The 19,100-nt window shown below is 58.2% G+C and carries 20 protein-coding genes; 9 read left to right on the top strand and 11 right to left on the bottom strand.

Annotated elements, in window-relative coordinates; translation table 11 throughout:
* Positions 1-81: 81 nt before the first annotated feature.
* The gene (gene rsmI, locus KB890_RS17215) at positions 82-945 is read right to left on the bottom strand and encodes a 16S rRNA (cytidine(1402)-2'-O)-methyltransferase (protein ID WP_004144878.1); all 864 of its coding nucleotides are present in this window, start codon (positions 943-945) and stop codon (positions 82-84) included.
* A gap of 63 nt (positions 946-1,008) precedes the next feature.
* Here rsmI and KB890_RS17210 point away from each other — a divergent pair, with 63 nt between their 5' ends.
* Genes KB890_RS17210 through dolP form a run of 4 tightly spaced genes read left to right on the top strand, consistent with a single transcriptional unit; the run spans position 1,009 to position 4,662 of the window.
* Positions 1,009-3,117, top strand: a complete 2,109-nt coding sequence (locus KB890_RS17210; protein ID WP_004181409.1) for a penicillin-binding protein activator — start codon at positions 1,009-1,011, stop codon at positions 3,115-3,117.
* Positions 3,075-3,461 carry a YraN family protein gene (locus KB890_RS17205; RefSeq protein ID WP_002918206.1) on the top strand — a complete coding sequence of 129 codons (387 nt, stop codon included), beginning with the start codon at positions 3,075-3,077 and terminating at the stop codon, positions 3,459-3,461. Before KB890_RS17210 ends, KB890_RS17205 begins: the two co-directional genes overlap by 43 nt.
* Positions 3,462-3,486: 25 nt before the next feature.
* Positions 3,487-4,077 (top strand): DnaA initiator-associating protein DiaA, encoded by a 591-nt coding sequence (diaA, locus tag KB890_RS17200; RefSeq protein ID WP_002918211.1) that lies wholly within the window; start codon positions 3,487-3,489, stop codon positions 4,075-4,077.
* A 9-nt stretch (positions 4,078-4,086) separates the two neighbouring features.
* A complete protein-coding gene (gene dolP, locus KB890_RS17195; protein WP_002918214.1) occupies positions 4,087-4,662 on the top strand; it encodes a division/outer membrane stress-associated lipid-binding lipoprotein in 576 nt (191 codons plus the stop codon).
* Positions 4,663-4,783: 121 nt separating this feature from the next.
* Here the strand turns inward: dolP and KB890_RS17190 are convergent, their stop codons facing one another.
* Both KB890_RS17190 and KB890_RS17185 read right to left on the bottom strand, forming a co-directional pair.
* Positions 4,784-5,824, bottom strand: coding sequence for a permease (locus KB890_RS17190; RefSeq protein WP_020325275.1), 1,041 nt, complete (start codon positions 5,822-5,824; stop codon positions 4,784-4,786).
* Between the two features lie 75 nt (positions 5,825-5,899).
* Complete coding sequence (locus KB890_RS17185; protein WP_020317103.1) at positions 5,900-6,547, bottom strand: NAD(P)H-binding protein; 648 nt, start codon at positions 6,545-6,547, stop codon at positions 5,900-5,902.
* Positions 6,548-6,675: 128 nt separating this feature from the next.
* Here KB890_RS17185 and KB890_RS17180 point away from each other — a divergent pair, with 128 nt between their 5' ends.
* Positions 6,676-7,212: a type 1 glutamine amidotransferase domain-containing protein gene (locus KB890_RS17180; protein WP_002918221.1), complete on the top strand. Its 537-nt coding sequence runs from the start codon at positions 6,676-6,678 to the stop codon at positions 7,210-7,212.
* Here the strand turns inward: KB890_RS17180 and KB890_RS17175 are convergent.
* Complete coding sequence (locus KB890_RS17175; RefSeq protein WP_020325263.1) at positions 7,174-7,617, bottom strand: YhbP family protein; 444 nt, start codon at positions 7,615-7,617, stop codon at positions 7,174-7,176. The genes KB890_RS17180 and KB890_RS17175 overlap by 39 nt on opposite strands.
* A gap of 49 nt (positions 7,618-7,666) precedes the next feature.
* On the opposite strand from KB890_RS17175, the gene KB890_RS17170 reads away from it, so the two are divergent.
* The gene (locus KB890_RS17170; RefSeq protein WP_002918226.1) at positions 7,667-7,957 is read left to right on the top strand and encodes a GIY-YIG nuclease family protein; all 291 of its coding nucleotides are present in this window, start codon (positions 7,667-7,669) and stop codon (positions 7,955-7,957) included.
* Here KB890_RS17170 and KB890_RS17165 read toward each other — a convergent pair.
* Together KB890_RS17165 and ubiT are read right to left on the bottom strand one after the other, a co-directional pair.
* Complete coding sequence (locus KB890_RS17165) at positions 7,944-8,447, bottom strand: GNAT family N-acetyltransferase (protein WP_022631432.1); 504 nt, start codon at positions 8,445-8,447, stop codon at positions 7,944-7,946. The genes KB890_RS17170 and KB890_RS17165 overlap by 14 nt on opposite strands.
* Entirely contained in the window at positions 8,441-8,965 is a 525-nt protein-coding gene (gene ubiT, locus KB890_RS17160) for a ubiquinone anaerobic biosynthesis accessory factor UbiT (RefSeq protein ID WP_002918231.1), read from the bottom strand. The genes KB890_RS17165 and ubiT overlap by 7 nt, the downstream gene beginning before the upstream one ends.
* 221 nt (positions 8,966-9,186) lie before the next feature.
* On the opposite strand from ubiT, the gene ubiU reads away from it, so the two are divergent.
* From ubiU to KB890_RS17145, 3 genes are all read left to right on the top strand, one after another.
* Positions 9,187-10,182, top strand: a complete 996-nt coding sequence (ubiU, locus tag KB890_RS17155; protein ID WP_002918232.1) for a ubiquinone anaerobic biosynthesis protein UbiU — start codon at positions 9,187-9,189, stop codon at positions 10,180-10,182.
* A 5-nt stretch (positions 10,183-10,187) separates the two neighbouring features.
* A complete protein-coding gene (locus KB890_RS17150; protein WP_020325274.1) occupies positions 10,188-11,066 on the top strand; it encodes a U32 family peptidase in 879 nt (292 codons plus the stop codon).
* A 143-nt stretch (positions 11,067-11,209) separates the two neighbouring features.
* On the top strand, positions 11,210-12,217 hold the full coding sequence (locus KB890_RS17145; RefSeq protein WP_002918234.1) for a luciferase-like monooxygenase: 1,008 nt from the start codon (positions 11,210-11,212) through the stop codon (positions 12,215-12,217).
* A gap of 44 nt (positions 12,218-12,261) precedes the next feature.
* Here KB890_RS17145 and mtr read toward each other — a convergent pair whose 3' ends face one another.
* The 5 genes from mtr to pnp form a co-directional block, all read right to left on the bottom strand.
* On the bottom strand, positions 12,262-13,506 hold the full coding sequence (gene mtr / locus KB890_RS17140) for a tryptophan permease (protein ID WP_004185824.1): 1,245 nt from the start codon (positions 13,504-13,506) through the stop codon (positions 12,262-12,264).
* A gap of 144 nt (positions 13,507-13,650) precedes the next feature.
* The gene (gene deaD / locus KB890_RS17135) at positions 13,651-15,582 is read right to left on the bottom strand and encodes an ATP-dependent RNA helicase DeaD (protein WP_004150943.1); all 1,932 of its coding nucleotides are present in this window, start codon (positions 15,580-15,582) and stop codon (positions 13,651-13,653) included.
* Complete coding sequence (yrbN, locus tag KB890_RS17130) at positions 15,575-15,655, bottom strand: protein YrbN (RefSeq protein ID WP_085903200.1); 81 nt, start codon at positions 15,653-15,655, stop codon at positions 15,575-15,577. Before yrbN ends, deaD begins: the two co-directional genes overlap by 8 nt.
* Positions 15,656-15,759: 104 nt before the next feature.
* Complete coding sequence (gene nlpI, locus KB890_RS17125) at positions 15,760-16,644, bottom strand: lipoprotein NlpI (protein ID WP_002918241.1); 885 nt, start codon at positions 16,642-16,644, stop codon at positions 15,760-15,762.
* A 108-nt stretch (positions 16,645-16,752) separates the two neighbouring features.
* Positions 16,753-18,888 (bottom strand): polyribonucleotide nucleotidyltransferase, encoded by a 2,136-nt coding sequence (gene pnp, locus KB890_RS17120; RefSeq protein WP_004150944.1) that lies wholly within the window; start codon positions 18,886-18,888, stop codon positions 16,753-16,755.
* Between the last annotated feature and the right edge of the window lie 212 nt (positions 18,889-19,100).

The following is a 19,100-nucleotide window of genomic DNA, read 5'->3' as shown; positions in this document are numbered from 1 at the left end:
CTTCCGACATGTGGGAGGACGCTCAAGCAGCTCTTCACTATCTGAAGGGCTGCTTGCCAGGCTTCAATTGGGTTTACAGGATCACTCCCCCTGCTGCTCCAGGGCGTACTTATACAACGCATTTTTCTTCACGCCGTGGATTTCCGCGGCTAGCGCGGCGGCTTTCTTCAGCGGCAGCTCCGCCTGCAGCAGCGCCAGAGTACGCAGCGCGGCCGCCGGCAGCGCCTCTTCCTGAGCCTTGAAACCTTCGACGATCAGCACCATCTCGCCTTTACGACGGTTTTCATCTTCCTTCACCCACGCCACCAGCTCACCAATCGGCGCGCCATGGATCGACTCCCAGGTTTTGGTCAGCTCACGAGCCAGCACCACATAGCGGGATTCTCCCAGTACCGCGCAGATATCCTCCAGACTCTCCACCAGACGGTGGGTCGACTCATAGAAGATAAGGGTGCGCGGCTCTTCTTCCAGCGCTTTCAGGGTATCGCGGCGGCCTTTCGATTTCGCCGGCAGGAAGCCTTCATAACAGAAACGGTCGGAAGGCAGGCCGGCGGCGCTCAGGGCGGCGATAGCCGCACAGGGGCCCGGCAGCGGCACCACGCGAATATTCGCTTCGCGACAGGTGCGCACCAGATGGTAACCAGGATCGTTAATCAGCGGCGTGCCGGCATCGGAAACCAGCGCGATGTTTTGCCCTTCTTTCAGTTTGGCAAGCAGGGTTTCCGCCTTTTGCTGCTCATTATGGTCGTGAAGCGCAAACAAACGGGCGTTTATCGCAAAATGTTGCAGCAGCAAACCGGTATGACGGGTATCTTCCGCTGCAATTAAATCAACAGCTTGCAGCACTTCCAGTGCACGCTGCGTGATATCAGACAGATTTCCTATCGGAGTGGGCACAATATAGAGCTGCCCCTGAGAATTATCCGCTGATTCGTGTTGTTTCATTGTCTCGTCCGTATTGCCGATTTAATATTGAGCATTGAGCCAAAAAAATATCACTGGACACTTATGGTACCGTCAACATTTCTTCGTTCTAAGCCCGCGCGCTGCCTGCCCGTATTGCTGGCGACTCTTATTTTTGCTGGCTGCGGCACCCACACGCAGGATCAAAGCGCGGCGTTTATGCAGGGTACGTCGCAGGCCAACTCCAGTTTCTACTTACAGCAGATGCAGCAAAGCACGAATGATAGCAAGACCAACTGGCAATTACTCGCCATTCGTGCACTACTGCAGGAAGGGAAGAAGCAGCAGGCTATCGACCTGTTTAACCAGCTGCCGGCGAACCTGAACAGCTCTCAGGCCCGTGAACAGTCGCTGCTGGCGGTGGAAGTGAAGCTGGCGCAGAACGATTATCAGGCCGCCCGTAATCTGCTGGCTAAGATCGATCCGACAAACCTTGAGCAGCCTCAGCAGGCGCGCTACTGGCAGGCGCAAATCGATGCCAGCCAGGGCAAACCATCGCTGACCCTGCTGCGCGCCTTAATCGCCCAGCAGCCGCTGCTGAGTGACGCCAAACAGCGTCAGAAAAATATTGATGCGACCTGGCAAGCGCTCACCTCGATGCCCCAGGACCAGGCCAATGCGCTGGTGATCAACGCCGATGAAAATATCCTCCAGGGCTGGCTGGATCTGCAGCGGATGTGGTTTGACAACCGCAACGATCCGACGCTACTGAAAGCGGGCGTTAAAGACTGGCAGACGCGCTATCCGCAAAACCCGGGCGCTAAAATGCTGCCGACGGTGCTTGTGAATATGCAAAACTATAAGCCTGCGTCCATCAACAAGATTGCGCTTTTTCTGCCGCTGAACGGTCAGGCGTCGATCTTCGGCCGCACTATCCAGCAGGGCTTTGAAGCCGCCAAAAACGGCGCGCCGTCGGTGACGGGCAGCGCGGTTCCCGCCCAGGTCGCCCAGGCGGCGAATGTCTCCGGTAATGATGATGTGGTGAGTCCGTCGCAGGCAGAAATCAGCGATCTTACCGCCGCCGGAAGCCGCGCGGATCCGGTTCAGGCCCCGACGCAGGACCAGGCAGCGCCTGCTGCGGAACCGGCAGCCCAGGCGCCGGCAACATCCGCCACGCCGCAGACTACCGCTTCCCCGGCCACCCAGCCGGTTACCGCGCCGGCCGCACAGCCGCAGCCCGTGGTCGCAACCGCCGCTAACCCTTCTGCGGAACTGAAAATTTACGACACCACCAGCCAGCCGATAAGCCAGCTGCTCGCCCAGGCGCAGCAGGATGGCGCCACCCTGGTGGTTGGGCCGTTGCTGAAAGAAAACGTTGAAGAGGTTATCAAGAGCAACACGCCGCTCAATGTGCTGGCCCTCAACCAGCCGGAAAAAGTCGAAAGCCGCGCTAACCTCTGCTATTTCGCGCTTTCTCCGGAAGACGAAGCGCGTGACGCCGCCCGACATATCCACCAACAGGGGAAACAGACCCCGCTGCTGCTGGTTCCGCGCGGCGCGCTGGGCGATCGTGTGGTTAGCGCTTTTGCCGACGAGTGGCTGAAGCTGGGCGGCGCCAGCGTCCTGCAGCAGCGTTTTGGATCCACGGCCGAGCTGCGCGCCGGCGTGAACGGCGGCGGGGGCATTGCGCTGAGCGGCACCCCGGTCTCCACCCTGCCATCAGCGCAGAACAGCATCCTCGGCAGTGCGGATGAGATGCCGGTAAGCAGCGGCGGCAGCGTCGATGCGGCCTATATCCTCGCCACCCCGGAACAGATTGCCTATATCAAACCGATGATCGCCATGCGCAACGGCAGCCAGAGCAATGTCACCCTGTACGCCAGCTCGCGCAGCGCCCAGGGCACCGCGGGGCCGGATTTCCGTCTGGAGATGGAAGGCTTGCAGTATAGTGAGATCCCAATGCTGGCCGGCAGCAATCCGTCGCTAATGCAGCAGGCGCTGTCCGCGGTGCGTAATGACTACTCGCTGGCGCGTCTGTATGCCATGGGCGCTGACGCCTGGTCACTGGCAAATCACTTCACGCAAATGCGCCAGACGCCTGGCTTCGAGCTGAACGGCAATACCGGCGATCTGACGGCCAACCAGGATTGCGTGATTAACAGGAAACTGTCATGGCTCAAGTACCAGCAGGGAAAAATCGTTCCGGCCAGCTAAGCAAACAGACCGGCGATGCCTGGGAAAACCAGGCGCGCCGCTGGCTGGAAGGCCAGGGCCTGCGTTTTATCGCCGCCAATGCCCGCGAGCGTGGCGGCGAAATTGACCTTATCATGCGCGACGGCACGGTCACCGTTTTTATCGAAGTGCGCTACCGCCGTAGCGCCCGGTACGGTGATGCGGCAGCCAGCGTCACTCCGCAAAAACAACAACGACTGCTTAAAGCCGCCCGTTTGTGGCTCTGCCGACAGAATGGGAGCTTTGAGACTGTGGATTGCCGTTTCGATGTGGTAGCCTTCACCGGAAACGACATCCAATGGCTAAAAAACGCCTTTGGCGAATAGCGTAATACCAGAAGTAAGGGATCCCGTGCTCGACAGAATCAAAGCCTGCTTTACCGAAAGCATTCAAACCCAAATTGCCGCAGCGGAAGCACTCCCGGACGCCATCTCCCGGGCGGCGATGACGCTCGTCCAGTCCCTGCTTAACGGCAACAAAATCCTCTGTTGTGGTAATGGCACCTCCGCCGCCAACGCACAGCATTTTGCTGCCAGCATGATTAATCGCTTTGAAACGGAACGCCCTGGTTTACCTGCCATTGCACTAAATACCGATAATGTGGTCTTAACCGCCATCGCTAACGATCGCTTGCATGACGAGATCTACGCCAAGCAGGTGCGCGCCCTGGGACACGCCGGCGATGTGCTGCTGGCGATCTCTACGCGCGGAAACAGTCGGGACATCGTCAAGGCGGTGGAAGCCGCCGTGACCCGCGACATGACCATCGTCGCGTTAACCGGCTATGACGGCGGTGAGCTGGCGGGCCTGTTAGGTCAACAGGATGTCGAAATCCGCATCCCCTCCCATCGCAGCGCGCGTATCCAGGAGATGCACATGCTGACCGTCAACTGTCTGTGCGATTTGATAGATAACACTCTTTTTCCACACCAGGACGATTAAGGAGAACACATGAAGGCTCTCTCGCCCCTCGCCATCCTGCTTTCTGCACTACTGCTGCAGGGCTGCGTTGCCGCCGCGGTAGTCGGAACGGCAGCAGTCGGCACCAAAGCCGCAACGGACCCGCGTACGGTGGGAACCCAGGTCGATGACAGTACCCTGGAACTGCGCGTCAATAGCGCCTTGTCGAAAGATGAACAGATTAAGAAACAGGCCCGTATCAACGTCACCGCTTATCAGGGCAAAGTCCTGCTGACCGGCCAGTCGCCGACGCCGGACCTCTCCGCGCGCGCCAAGCAAATCGCCATGGGCGTGGAAGGGACCACGGAAGTGTTTAATGAAGTGCGCCAGGGCCAGCCGATTGGTTTAGGCACCGCCTCGTCTGATACCTGGATTACCACCAAGGTGCGTTCGCAGCTCCTGAGCACCGATCAGGTCAAATCCTCGAACGTGAAAGTAACCACGGAAAACAGCGAAGTCTTCCTGATGGGGCTGGTGACCGACCGCGAAGGCCGGGCGGCGGCGGATATTGCCAGCCGGGTAAGCGGCGTATCCCGGGTGACCACCGCCTTTACCTACATTAAATAAAGCTGCAGTTTCCCGGCTGGCGCTGCGCTTAGCCGGGCTACCGCCCCCTGTCCGTTTTGTGCCGGGTAAGGCGTAGCCGCCACCCGGCATCCAATCCGGCTATGCGTACGTTTACGGCAAACTACACCAGCGCCAGCGCACCGACAATCGCCCCGCACAGCGCCACCAGTCCGCCCGTCAGCCACAGCGCTTTGGCCGGGAAGGCTTTACGCAGCATAATCAGCGACGGCACGCTCACTGCCGGCAGTGTGATGAGCAGCGCCAGCGCGGGCGCCGTCCCCATACCCGCCAGCATCATTGTCTGCACAATCGGAATTTCCGCCGCGGTAGGGATGACAAACAGGCAGCCGGCGATCGCCATCGCGATAACCCAGAACAACGTATTATCCACCACGCCATCGGCGTGCGGGAACAGCCAGACGCGCGCCGCTCCCAGCACCAGCACCGCGAGGATATAAACCGGGATCGTGTTCCAGAACAGCGTCCACAGCGCCTGCAGCCAGCGGCTAAAGAAGCCGCCCTGAGTCGCTTCCGACGGTGCAGCAGGCACCGCTACCGGCTGCGTCGCCGCCTCTTTCACCCATTTCTGCACCAGCGTCGCCACAGTTAATACTGTCGCCAGACCCGCCACCAGGCGAACCAGCGCAAACTGCCAGCCCAGAACAAAACCCATAAACACCAGCGTCGCCGGATTGAGTAGCGGGTTCCCCATCCAGAACGCCAGCGCCCCGCCCATCGACACCCGCTGTTTGCGCATCCCGGCCGCGACCGGCGCGGCGCAGCAGGTGCACATCATGCCGGGCAGCGAGAAAATCGCTCCCAGCAGCGTGCCCTGAAACCGCGATTGTCCCAAGGTGCGTAGCAGCCAGTCGCGCGGAATGAGTACCTGAATCAATGACCCGAGCAGCACGCCGAGCACCGCCGCTTTCCAGACGGCAAGGAAGTAAACCATCGCATAGTCCCACGCCGCCATCAGCGGGTTAGCGTCGGCCTGGGCAAGAATGGATTTACCGATACTGTGGGTTTCCGCAGCGGTGAAGGCTTTCCCGTAGTACGGCTGCCATTTGACGTACCACAGACCAACAATCACGACGAGAAAGAAAAGCGCGGGTTTCCACCATTGAAATGGTGACGCCGCCTGAGATGAAGACTGACCAGCCATAGCATTCCCCAGCAAGAAATGTGGATATGAATTGAAGCCGTGAATACTACGCCGGAAGCCTGCGTTTGCAAACCGCTATTCAGCCTGCCGCGCGGCGCGCTCCCGTAGTTCCGATGATGTCAGAATTCGCACCCCTTCGTGGGTGGGCGACAGCGCCTCCGCCAGCAGGGCGATCGCCACATCGCGGGCCGCAATGGATTTCCAGTTCCCCGGCAAGAGCCGGAACAATGGTGCGAGGAAGGTCTCATTGGTCCGCTTTTTTTCCCGCTCGCCTGACAGCATCGACGGCCTGGCGATGGTCAGCCGCGGCCAGTCTTGCTCAATCAGCGCCGCCTCCATTTCCCCCTTCACCCGATTGTAGAAAAACGGCGAGTGGGCGTTGGCGCCCATCGCGCTAACCACCAGCATATGTTGCGCACCCAGTCGTTTGCCGGTCAGCGCGGTATCAACCACCAGCGTGTAGTCAGCATGGACGAAGGCCTCTTTGCTCCCGGCCTCCCGGCGCGTCGTTCCCAGGCAACAGAAGACGATATCCACCGGGTCAACCACCTGCGCCAGGGCATCGGTCAGCTGGGGATCGTGAGGATTAAAGACACCTTCCGCTGGCGCCAGCGGGCGACGCGTCGGCGCGGCGATGGTGCTTATACGGGGCTCATTCTGCAGCAGCCGGAGTAAGTGACCGCCAACTAACCCGGTCGCGCCGGTTAATAATACCTGACTCATTGGTTCTCCTTTACAGAATTCTCCGCCTTGCACTTTCAGGCTCATGTTCCAGGCTTAATACCTTACAAGGTAAGTATCCACCATCATCATGGAATTACCTCATTGACCATCCAGACAGTGGAGGAAGCATGAGTAAAAAGATAGCCGTCCTCATTACCGACGACTTTGAAGATTCTGAATTTACCTCTCCCGCCGAAGCCTTTAAGCTCGCCGGGCATCAGGTCATCACGATCGAAAAGCAGGCTGGCAAAACGGTGAAGGGTAAGCAGGGAGAAGCCGAGGTCGCCATCGACAGAGCCATCGATGACGTCACACCGGGTGAATTTGATGCCTTATTGCTGCCCGGGGGCTACTCTCCCGACCAGCTGCGTGGTGATGAACGCTTCGTCACCTTTACCCGCGATTTTGTCAACGGCGGTAAGCCGGTGTTTGCCATCTGCCACGGTCCGCAGCTGCTGATCAGCGCCGATGTGATCCGCGGACGTAAGCTCACGGCGGTGAAACCGATTGTGGTGGATGTGAAAAACGCCGGGGGCGAGTTTTACGACCAGGAGGTGGTGGTCGATAACGAACAGCTGGTCACCAGCAGAACGCCGGACGATCTGCCGGCCTTCAATCGCGAAGCGCTACGCCTGCTCGGCGCCGGCATCACGCCGCCAGTATAATTTTTTCCCGAAACCCAGCGTGTTGTCGGTAAATTTGATTTCGTCCGGACGAATCTCCCATACCGGCGCCGACAGCATGCGGGCCACCGGGAAGCGCTTGACGTAGCGCTGGCGCATTCGCGCCTCTTCGTCACCGCTCAGACGACGGATCTCGCCTTTGAACTGCACGCCGCGGATCAGGGCCACCGTTTTTGGCTGGCCGTTAACCGTGCCGGCCACCTTCGCCCTCTGTCCGGTCATCTGGCCATGGCGGGTGTGCTCCTCGCTGAGCAGATAAAAGGCCACGGTATCCGGGTCATAGACGTAAAAGGCATTCGCGCACCACAGCTCGTCTTCACGGGAGACGCACCAGGTGACGACGTGCTGTTTACTCAGCCAGCGACCAATGGCGGCAAGCGTATCCATCTTTCTTCTCCATTATGCTATGGTGCACACACCTTACCATAGTGACTTTGTGACCGTGTGCTGGTTTCTGTATCTCATTCGAACCGCGGATAATCGCCTTTATACCGGCATCACCACCGACGTGCCACGCCGCTTTCGCCAGCATCAGGCGGGAAAAGGCGCAAAGGCGTTGCGCGGCAAAGGCGACCTGCAGCTGGCCTTTAGCCACGAAGTTGGTGAACACTCACTTGCATTGCGACTGGAATATCGCGTCAAGCAGCTAACGAAGCGCGAAAAAGAGCGCCTCGTTGCCGGAGAGGATGCCTTCGAAACCCTGCTGGCAAGGCTTAAAGACGATTAAAGTGCTCGCTGTATTCTACCTGGCCATGGACGCCGTCGAGGGCGTCATCCGCCAGACGGTGAACCTGGAACGCCTCGGCGCTGTCCGGCCAGCGGCAGCGGAGATCGAAGCGCGCGGCCGGTTCAAAGCCGAAGCGACGGTATAAATCCGGTTCGCCCAGCGTCACCACCGCGGCGTAGCCAAACTCATTCAGCGAGTCCAGCCCTTCATAAACCAGCTGCCGGCCAATGCCCTGTCCGCGGTAGCGTTCATCTACCGCCAGCGGCGCCAGGCCGACCCACTGCAGCTCTTCACCTTCCACCGCCACCGGGCTGAAGGCAACGTAGCCGATCACCTGGCCTTCATCATCCGTCGCCACTACCCCCAGCGTGATCAGTCCATCTTCACGCAGATCGTGCACCAGCTGCGCTTCGGCATCGCGGCCGAAGGTACGACGCAGCAGCGCGTCGATTCCCGGTGCATCAATCCCAATCTCCACTCGAATCAGCATGCCTCACCTACCGATGTCTGTTCAGGTTTCTGCGGGCTCTTCAGTCCAGCTTCGACAAAATCCGCCAGTTGCAGCAACATCACGCGCAGCGCTTTTGGCATCTGCTCGAGCTCAATGGCGTCCATCAAATTTTTTACATACAGCCCCAGCTCCGTATCGCCTTCAATGACCAGACGACGCTGGAAGAATAGCGTATCCGGATCCTGCTTGCGCGCGGCGATCATTAACAGATCGCTGGCGTCGGCGCTGAAGCTGACGTCGGCGTCGGCCTGCTGGCTGACCACCAGTCGACCATCGACTACCGAGGTATACCACAGCAGACCGATGTCACGCACATGAATACTTAACCAACGCCCCTCAAGAAACTCCAGCTCCCCCTCCGCCAGCGCCTGGCGAAACTGCCAGCTCAGCACTTGCTCCAGCACCTGGCGCTTGAGGGCAAAAGGCGCCAGCTTAACCGGCACGCTCATTAAAGACGGGCCAAAGTGGACCAGCCGGGAACGCAGTTTATCCAACACAAGCTTTACTCCATGAATGCAATAGTTCCGCTATTGTGCCATATCACATAAACAACATAGCGGCGTAAATCAACAAAAACGCGATGACGGCCGCCAGTTATTGGCGCCGCCAATACACTTTTAACTGCCTCAAATCAAAAATTGTCACCAGAAGGTTAACTAAAATCCCTGCTCGTTAACCATTCAGCGTCCCTGACGGGCCGCATTTTTCAGGAAAAATTATGGAGCTGCTCTGCCCAGCCGGTAACCTTCCGGCGCTTAAGGCGGCCATCGAAAACGGCGCCGATGCCGTCTATATCGGGCTGAAAGATGACACCAACGCCCGCCACTTTGCCGGCCTTAATTTCACCGAAAAGAAACTGCAGGAAGCCGTCAGCTTTGTGCATCAGCACCGTCGTAAGCTGCATATCGCCATCAATACCTTCGCTCATCCCGACGGCTACGCCCGCTGGCAGCGAGCAGTGGATATGGCCGCTCAGCTGGGCGCCGATGCGCTCATTCTGGCCGATATCGCCATGCTGGAGTACGCTGCGGAGCGTTACCCACACATTGAGCGTCACGTTTCGGTGCAGGCTTCCGCCACCAATGAAGAGGCCATTCGCTTCTATCATCGCAACTTCGACGTCGCGCGCGTCGTACTGCCGCGCGTGTTGTCTATTCATCAGGTGAAACAGTTGGCCCGCGCTACGCCGGTGCCGCTGGAAGTCTTCGCCTTCGGCAGCCTGTGCATCATGGCGGAAGGCCGCTGCTATCTCTCTTCCTACCTGACCGGCGAATCGCCCAACACCGTCGGCGCCTGTTCGCCTGCCCGCTTCGTACGCTGGCAGCAAACGCCGCAGGGGCTGGAATCGCGTCTCAACGAAGTGCTGATTGACCGTTATCAGGATGGCGAAAATGCCGGTTATCCGACGCTGTGCAAAGGCCGCTACCTGGTTGATGGCGAGCGCTATCACGCGCTGGAGGAGCCCACCAGCCTCAACACCCTGGAACTGTTGCCGGAATTGATGGCCGCCAATATCGCCTCGGTGAAAATCGAAGGCCGTCAGCGCAGCCCGGCTTACGTGACCCAGGTGGCGAAAGTCTGGCGCCAGGCGATCGATCGCTGCAAAGCCGATCCGCAGAATTTCGTACCGCAGTCCGCCTGGATGGAGACCCTGGGCGCCATGTCCGAGGGGACACAAACTACCCTTGGCGCTTATCACCGTAAATGGCAGTGAGAAACATGAAATATTCATTAGGGCCGGTGCTGTACTACTGGCCAAAAGAGACGCTGGAAGATTTTTACCTGCAGGCGGCAAACTGCAGCGCCGACACCATTTATCTCGGCGAAGCGGTATGCAGCAAACGCCGCGCCACCAAAGTTGGCGACTGGATCGAAATGGCGAAAACGCTGGCCGCTAGCGGCAAGCAGGTTGTGCTCTCCACCCTCGCGCTGGTGCAGGCCTCTTCTGAACTGGGCGAGCTGAAGCGCTATGTCGATAACGGCGAATTTCTGATTGAGGCCAGTGATTTGGGCGTGGTAAATCTCTGCGCCGAACGCAAGCTACCGTTCGTCGCCGGGCATGCGCTGAACTGCTACAACGCCGTCACCCTGCGCCTGCTGCGGAAACAGGGCATGGTGCGCTGGTGCATGCCGGTGGAACTCTCCCGCGACTGGCTGGCTAATTTACTGACCCAGTGCGAAGAGCTGGGTATCCGCAACCAGTTTGAAGTCGAAGTGCTGAGCTACGGCCATCTGCCGCTGGCTTATTCCGCGCGCTGCTTTACCGCCCGCTCGGAAGACCGGCCAAAGGACGAGTGCGAAACCTGCTGCATCAAGTACCCAACCGGGCGCAGCATGCTGTCGCAGGAGAACCAGCAGGTGTTCGTGCTCAACGGTATTCAGACCATGAGCGGCTACGTCTATAACCTGGGCAATGAGCTGACCTCCATGCACGGCCTGGTGGATATGGTGCGCCTGTCGCCGATGGGCAACGAGACCTTCGCCATGCTCGAGGCCTTCCGCGCCAACGAAAACGGCGCTGCGCCGCTGGATCTCACCAGCAATAGCGATTGCAACGGCTACTGGAAACGATTGCCAGGACTGGTGCTTCAGGCCTGATAAACCGCTCACTTTGTTAACAACAGTGCTCAGATTTTAATGCATTATTAAAGATGCAGCTTTTCTGGCTGGCGCGTCCAGGATGCGCCAGGCTGGAAGAAGACCTTCAATCTGATGACGATGCTGTAGCAAAGTGAGCCTTTATGACTGACAAATCTGTTCCATTCTCGGTGCTCGATCTGGCGCCGATCCCGCAAGGATCTTCTGCCAAAGAAGCCTTTACCCACTCTCTGGATCTCGCCCGGCTGGCCGAATCGCGCGGCTATCATCGCTACTGGCTGGCGGAGCACCATAATATGGTCGGCATTGCCAGCGCAGCGACCTCGGTGCTGATTGGCTATCTCGCCGCCAACACCACCACCCTGCATCTCGGGTCCGGCGGCGTGATGCTGCCTAACCACTCTCCACTGGTGATAGCTGAGCAGTTCGGCACCCTGAACACCCTTTACCCCGGGCGGATCGACCTCGGCCTTGGCCGCGCGCCGGGCAGCGATCAGCCGACCATGCGCGCCCTGCGTCGCCATATGAGCGGCGATGTCGATAATTTCCCGCGCGATGTAGCGGAACTGGTGGACTGGTTTGACGCCCGCGATCCGAACCCGCACGTGCGCCCGGTTCCCGGCTACGGGGAGCGCATTCCAGTATGGCTGCTGGGCTCAAGCCTCTATAGCGCGCAACTGGCGGCGCAGCTCGGCCTGCCGTTTGCCTTCGCCTCGCACTTCGCGCCGGATATGTTGTTCCAGGCCCTGCATCTGTATCGCAGCAATTTCAAACCTTCGGCGCGGCTGGAAAAACCGTACGCGATGGTGTGTATCAATATCATCGCCGCCGACAGCAACCGCGATGCGGAGTTTCTCTTCACCTCCATGCAGCAGGCGTTTGTGAAGCTGCGTCGCGGCGAGACCGGGCAGTTGCCGCCGCCGGTGGAAAATATGCATCAGCTGTGGTCAGCGTCCGAGCAGTATGGTGTGCAGCAGGCACTGAGCATGTCGCTGGTCGGCGATAAAACTAAAGTCCGCCATGGGCTAGAGTCGATTCTGCGTGAAACCGAGGCGGACGAAATCATGGTCAATGGCCAGATCTTCGACCACCAGGCGCGTCTGCATTCTTTCGATTTAGCGATGCAGGTGAAAGAGGAGCTGTTGGGGTAACACACACGTCAGCCCGGTGGACGTCGCGCCACCGGGCAATAGCTTTACTGATAAACCGGCAGCAGATTGACGCTCGACAGGATATGTACAACCGCATTGCCGAGGCCAAAGAGCAGGATCAGCACAATCATTGGCGTTCCGCCCCAAACGCGGAACTGTGGGCTGCCGAAGCGTTTGCGTGAGGCGCGAGCCAGCAGCGCCGGTACAATCGCCGCCCAGATCGTCGCCGCCAGGCCAGCATAGCCGATGGCGTAGAGGAAACCATCGGGTTTGACCAGTCCGCCAATCATCGGCGGGATAAAGGTCAGCAGCGCGGTTTTAAAGCGTCCCATCGCGCTATCGTCAAAGCCAAACAGATCCGCCAGGTAGTCGAACAGCCCCAGCGTCACGCCGAGGAACGAACTGGCGACAGCAAAGTTCGAGAACACCACCAGCAGCAGATCCAGGCTCCGACTATTCAGCACGCCGCTCAGCGCCTGCACCAGCACATCAATGTTGCCGCCCTTCTGCGCGATGTCGATAAACTGCGGACGAGGGATGTTACCCATCGTCACCAGCAGCCAAACGACATACAGACCCAGCGCCAGCAGCGTACCGTAGGTTAAGCAGCGGATGATGGTGCGCGGATCTTTTCCGTAGTATTTCATCAGGCTCGGCACGTTGCCGTGATAGCCAAACGAGGCCAGGCAGAACGGGAGCGTCATCAGCAGGTATGGCGCATAGGAGGCATTCTTCTCCGCAACGTTAAATAGCGTCGTCGGCTCGACGTGCCCGAGCAGGCTACCGAAGGTCAGGAAGAAGGTGATCACCTTAGCGCCCAGTACGATAGCCGTCATGCGGCTCACCGCTTTGGTGCTCATCCAGACGATAAACGCCACCAGCAGCGCAAAGCCGAAGCCCGCCGCGCGCGCCGGCACCTTCAGCGACAGTTCACTGAAGGTGTGGTGGAGGATCGAACCGCTCGCCGAAATATAGGCGTAGGTCAGGATATAGAGCACAAAGGCGATTGATACACCGTTCACCAGGTTCCAGCCCTTGCCGAGCAGGTCTTTGGTAATGGTGTCGAAGCTGGAGCCGATGCGGTAGTTAAGATTGGCCTCGAGGATCATCAAACCGGAGTGCAGCATGCAGAACCAGGTGAAGACCAGCGCCGCCAGCGACCAGAAAAACCACGCGCCGGACATCACCACCGGCAGCGAGAACATGCCCGCGCCGATAATCGTGCCGCCGATAATCACCACGCCGCCAAACAGAGACGGACGGGTTGCCGTAGTGGTTAGTGTCGCCATTTACCGAATTCTCCAGTCGAAAATACTTCGCTCACGTTGAGCATGACGCACTGTACCAGTACACGAGTACAAAGGGAATAAAAAAAGCCCCAATCATGACGATCGGGGCTGTATTATTTAGTTTACGCTAGCGGGCGGCGTTGATTACGCATCGCCACCGAAGCGACGGCGACCGGCTGAGTCATCGCGGCGCGGCGCGGATGCATCGTCACGACGCGGCGCACGGCCTTCACGACGTTCGCCGCTGAAACGACGTCCTTCACCACGACCGCCTTCACGACGTTCGCCACCGAAGCCACGGCCGCCTTCACGACGCTCGCCGCCGAAGCCACGGCCGCCTTCGCGACGCTCACCGCCGCCACGACGTTCGGTGCGCGGCTGCGCATCGCCCAGCAGCTGCATGTTCATCGGCTTGTTCAGGATACGGGTACGAGTAAAGTGCTGCAGCACTTCGCCCGGCATCCCTTTCGGCAGCTCAATGGTGGAGTGAGAAGCGAACAGCTTGATGTTACCGATGTAACGGCTGCTGATATCGCCTTCATTGGCGATCGCGCCAACGATATGACGCACTTCAACGCCGTCATCGCGACCCACTTCAATGCGATACAGCTCCATGTCACCCACGTCACGACGCTCACGCTTCGGACGATCTTCGCGATCGCCGCGCGGGCCGCGATCATTACGGTCGCCACGACGGTCGAAACGATCGTCACGATCGCGGAATTCACGACGTGGACGCATCGGCGCGTCCGGCGGAACGATCAGCGAACGTTCGCCCTGAGCCATCTTCAGCAGCGCAGCAGCCAGCGTTTCCACGTCCAGCTCTTCACCTTCCGCCGTCGGCTGGATTTTCGCCAGCAGTGCACGGTACTGATCCAGATCGCTGCTTTCCAGCTGCTGCTGAACTTTCGCGGCGAATTTTTCCAGACGACGCTTGCTCAGCAGCTCCGCGTTAGGCAGTTCCACTTCAGGAATGGTCAGCTTCATGGTGCGTTCGATGTTGCGCAGCAGACGACGCTCGCGGTTCTCAACGAACAGCAGCGCGCGGCCAGCACGACCGGCACGACCAGTACGGCCGATACGGTGAACGTAGGATTCAGAATCCATTGGGATGTCGTAGTTCACCACCAGGCTGATACGCTCAACGTCCAGGCCACGGGCCGCAACGTCAGTCGCAATCAGGATATCCAGACGACCATCTTTCAGGCGTTCCAGAGTCTGCTCACGCAGCGCCTGGTTCATGTCGCCGTTCAGCGCCGCGCTGTTGTAGCCATTACGCTCCAGCGCTTCAGCTACTTCCAGGGTCGCGTTTTTGGTACGGACGAAGATAATCGCCGCATCAAAGTCTTCCGCTTCCAGGAAACGCACCAGCGCTTCGTTTTTACGCATGCCGTAGGCAGTCCAGTAGCTCTGGCTGATATCCGGGCGAGTCGTCACGCTGGACTGAATGCGCACTTCCTGCGGCTCTTTCATAAAGCGACGGGTAATGCGACGGATAGCTTCCGGCATGGTGGCGGAGAACAGCGCGGTCTGATGCCCTTCCGGGATCTGCGCCATAATGGTTTCTACGTCTTCGATAAAGCCCATGCGCAGCATTTCATCTGCTTCATCCAGTACCAGGCCGCTCAGTTTGGAGAGGTCCAGGGTGCCGCGCTTAAGGTGGTCCAGCAGACGACCCGGGGTACCGACGACGATCTGCGGACCCTGACGCAGGGCGCGCAGCTGCACGTCATAACGCTGGCCGCCGTACAGGGCAACCACGTTCACGCCGCGCATATGTTTAGAGAATTCCGTCATTGCTTCAGCAACCTGTACCGCCAGTTCGCGGGTCGGCGCCAGCACCAGAATCTGCGGTGCTCTCAGCTCAGGATCGATGTTGTTCAGCAGCGGTAAAGAGAATGCTGCGGTTTTACCGCTACCGGTCTGGGCCATACCCAGAACGTCGCGGCCGTCCAGCAGATGCGGAATGCACTCAGCCTGGATCGGAGATGGTTTTTCGTAACCCAGATCGGTGAGCGCTTCAAGGATAGGAGCCTTCAGGCCCAGATCTGCAAAAGTGGTTTCGAATTCAGCCATGTAGTACGTGTGCCTCAAAATTAATGGCGGCCAGTCTACATAACTCATCGTGAAAATTTACGGTAATTTTCATTGAAAAGTGTGAACCGGCTCAAAGTAGGTGTATTAACGAACAACAACGCCCTCACCCGCGAAGGTGATGGCAAGCAAAAAACTATGGGCTGATGTGTTCGTCAGCTATTGCTGGTCCGATTCTGCCAGGTCATCTTGCTCCTGGCCCAAGAGCGATAATTCCAACAATGCGTATCGGTGCTCAACGTAGTTGTGTACGTTGTTGGCGACCGCCAGTTTGAACAGTGCCGTAGCGCTGTCCTTGTCCCCCAGACTTAGGTAGTACTTACCTAAATAGAAGTTGGTTTCACTGAGATGCTCAGCGAGCGAGGTGTTATCCGTTGCGTCTGCCTTCAGACGAGTCATCAGCTCTTTTTCGCTAATGTCGCCAAGGTAGAACTCGACAATGTTCCATCCCCATTGCTCTTTATCCGACTTGTTTAAGCGCTCTCTGAGTGCTTCAAGCGCCCGCTTCTCGTCGAGTTTACGCTCGGCGATATAAAGCCACAGGCTACGGAAAGGATCATTGGGATCGTCTTGATAAAACGCCAGCAGATCATCTTGCGCTAACTTAGCCCGGCCGCCGTAATACAGGGCGATACCGCGGTTCAAGTGCGCGTAGTTGTAAGTTGGATCAAGCTCAAGTACAGAATCAAACGCTTCATAGGCAGCATCAAAATTGCCTGCCTGCGTTAAGTAAATGCCTAAGTAATTGAATACTTCCGGCATATCGGGTCGGATTGCCAGCGCTTGTGAAAAATCATTTCGCGCAAGTGCCCTCAGACCGAGACTATCATACAACACTCCGCGCTCATATAAAAGCTGTGCGCGTTCGTCATCGGATAAAGCCCGACTGGCAAGAATTTGTTCCATGCGTGCCAGAATCACTTCTTGCTGTAAAGTCGGTTGCAATGGTACTGCGAGGACGGCGTCCTTACGCCAGGCGGTGCTACTGCATCCTGCCAGCGTGAGAGCTGTCGCCACGAAACACCAGCGCAAAAAAGGCTTCATTTCCCACTCCCGAAGACAACGATTGGATGAACGTCCTGTTCCCCGGCTGCAAACGAGGCGTCCTGCCCGTAAAACGCCCTCCGCAAAAGCGGAGGGCTAACGGCAACCTTACTCGCCCTGCTCGGCAGCCGGAGCTTCCGGCGCTGCGGCAGACGGAGTCTGTTCAGTTGCTTCTTTAATGCTCAGACGGACACGGCCCTGGCGGTCAACTTCCAGAACCTTAACCGGTACTTCCTGACCCATCTGCAGGTAGTCAGTCACTTTCTCAACGCGCTTGTCAGCGATCTGCGAGATGTGAACCAGACCTTCTTTACCGCCGCCGATGGCAACGAATGCGCCAAAGTCAACGATACGGGTCACTTTACCATTGTAGATGCGGCCAACTTCGATCTCAGCGGTGATCTCTTCGATACGACGGATAGCATGCTGCGCTTTGTCGCCGTCGGTCGCTGCGATCTTCACGGTACCGTCATCTTCGATCTCGATGGTAGTACCGGTCTCTTCGGTCAGGGCACGGATAACAGAACCGCCTTTACCGATAACGTCTTTGATCTTGTCCGGGTTGATCTTGATGGTGTGGATACGCGGTGCGAATTCAGAGATATCGCCGCGCGGCGCGTTAATCGCCTGCTCCATCACGCCCAGGATGTGCAGACGCGCACCTTTAGCCTGGTTCAATGCAACCTGCATGATTTCTTTGGTGATACCTTCAATTTTGATATCCATCTGCAGCGCAGAGATACCGTCGCGGGAACCCGCAACTTTGAAGTCCATATCGCCGAGGTGGTCTTCGTCACCGAGGATGTCAGACAGCACGACGAAGTTGTCGCCTTCTTTCACCAGACCCATTGCGATACCCGCCACAGCGGCTTTTACCGGCACGCCGGCGTCCATCAGCGCCAGAGAGGCGCCGCAGACGGAAGCCATGGAAGAGGAACCGTTAGATTCGGTGATTTCCGATACCACGCGCACGGTGTACGGGAATTCTTCAATAGTCGGCATCACGGCCAGTACGCCGCGCTTCGCCAGACGACCGTGACCGATTTCACGACGCTTCGGAGACCCCACCATGCCAGTTTCGCCTACGGAGTACGGAGGGAAGTTGTAGTGGAACAGGAAGGAGTCGGTGCGCTCGCCCATCAGTTCGTCGATGTTCTGCGCATCACGTGCGGTACCCAGAGTCGCGGTAACCAGCGCCTGCGTTTCGCCACGGGTGAACAGCGCGGAACCGTGAGTACGCGGCAGAACGCCGGTACGAACGTCCAGACCACGGATCATATCTTTTTCACGGCCATCGATACGCGGCTCGCCGGCCAGTACGCGGCTACGAACCACGTTTTTCTCGATGGCGTGCAGGATTTCACCCAGCTCGTTAGCGTCCAGGGTTTCATCTTCAGCAACCAGCGTGGCGATGGTTTCAGATTTGATCACGTCAACCTGAGCGTAACGCTCTTGTTTGTCGGTGATACGGTAAGCATCGCTCAGACGGGATTCAGCCAGCGCAGCCACGCGCGCGTTCAGCGCTTCGTTGACCGCTTCCGGCTGCCAGTCCCAACGCGGTTTACCGGCTTCTTTCACCAGGTCGTTGATGTTCTGAATAACAATCTGCTGCTGCTCGTGGCCGAAGACCACCGCGCCCAGCATCTGGTCTTCGCTCAGCAGTTCCGCTTCGGATTCCACCATCAGCACGGCCGCTTCGGTACCGGCAACCACCAGGTCCAGTTTGCTGGACTTCAGTTCTTCCTGGGTTGGGTTCAGTACGTACTGGTCGTTGATGTAACCCACGCGCGCAGCGCCGATTGGGCCATTGAACGGAATACCAGACAGCGACAGCGCAGCGGAAGCACCGATCATCGCGACGATGTCTGGGTTAACCTGCGGGTTAACGGAAACGACGGTGGCGATAACCTGAACTTCGTTAACGAAGCCTTCCGGGAACAGCGGGCGAACCGGGCGGTCAATCAGACGCGCGATCAGGGTTTCGCCTTCGCTTGGACGGCCTTCACGACGGAAGAAACCACCCGGGATTTTACCGGCAGCGTAGGTACGCTCCTGGTAGTTAACGGTCAGCGGGAAAAAGTCCTGGCCTGGCTTCGCTTTTTTCTGACCCACAACGGTAACGAATACCGCAGTGTCATCCATGCTAACCATCACAGCGGCCGTTGCCTGGCGCGCCATCATGCCGGTTTCCAGGGTCACGGTATGCTGGCCGTACTGGAATTTACGAACGATCGGATTAAGCAAAATTCTATCCTTTTTATCTATAAATCACGCCATATCCACGACATAGCGTCTATTGACCCGATCTTCTGCATCCTCGCGACTAATGACAACCTTTACCCGCCCCTGCGGATGAAGCCTCTCATTAGCCGCGCGAACCTCTGCATGAAGATCATTACTAGCAACAATACATGAGTTTTGAATGAATTGCTGCCGCCCGGTCGAAAAAAGGGGCC

Origin of the sequence: Klebsiella sp. P1954, assembly GCF_018199955.1 — a bacterium.
GTDB classification, from domain to species: Bacteria; Pseudomonadota; Gammaproteobacteria; order Enterobacterales; family Enterobacteriaceae; genus Klebsiella; species Klebsiella pneumoniae.
Note: the sequence above shows the minus strand (reverse complement) of the source record. Positions and strands in the feature narration are given on the sequence as shown.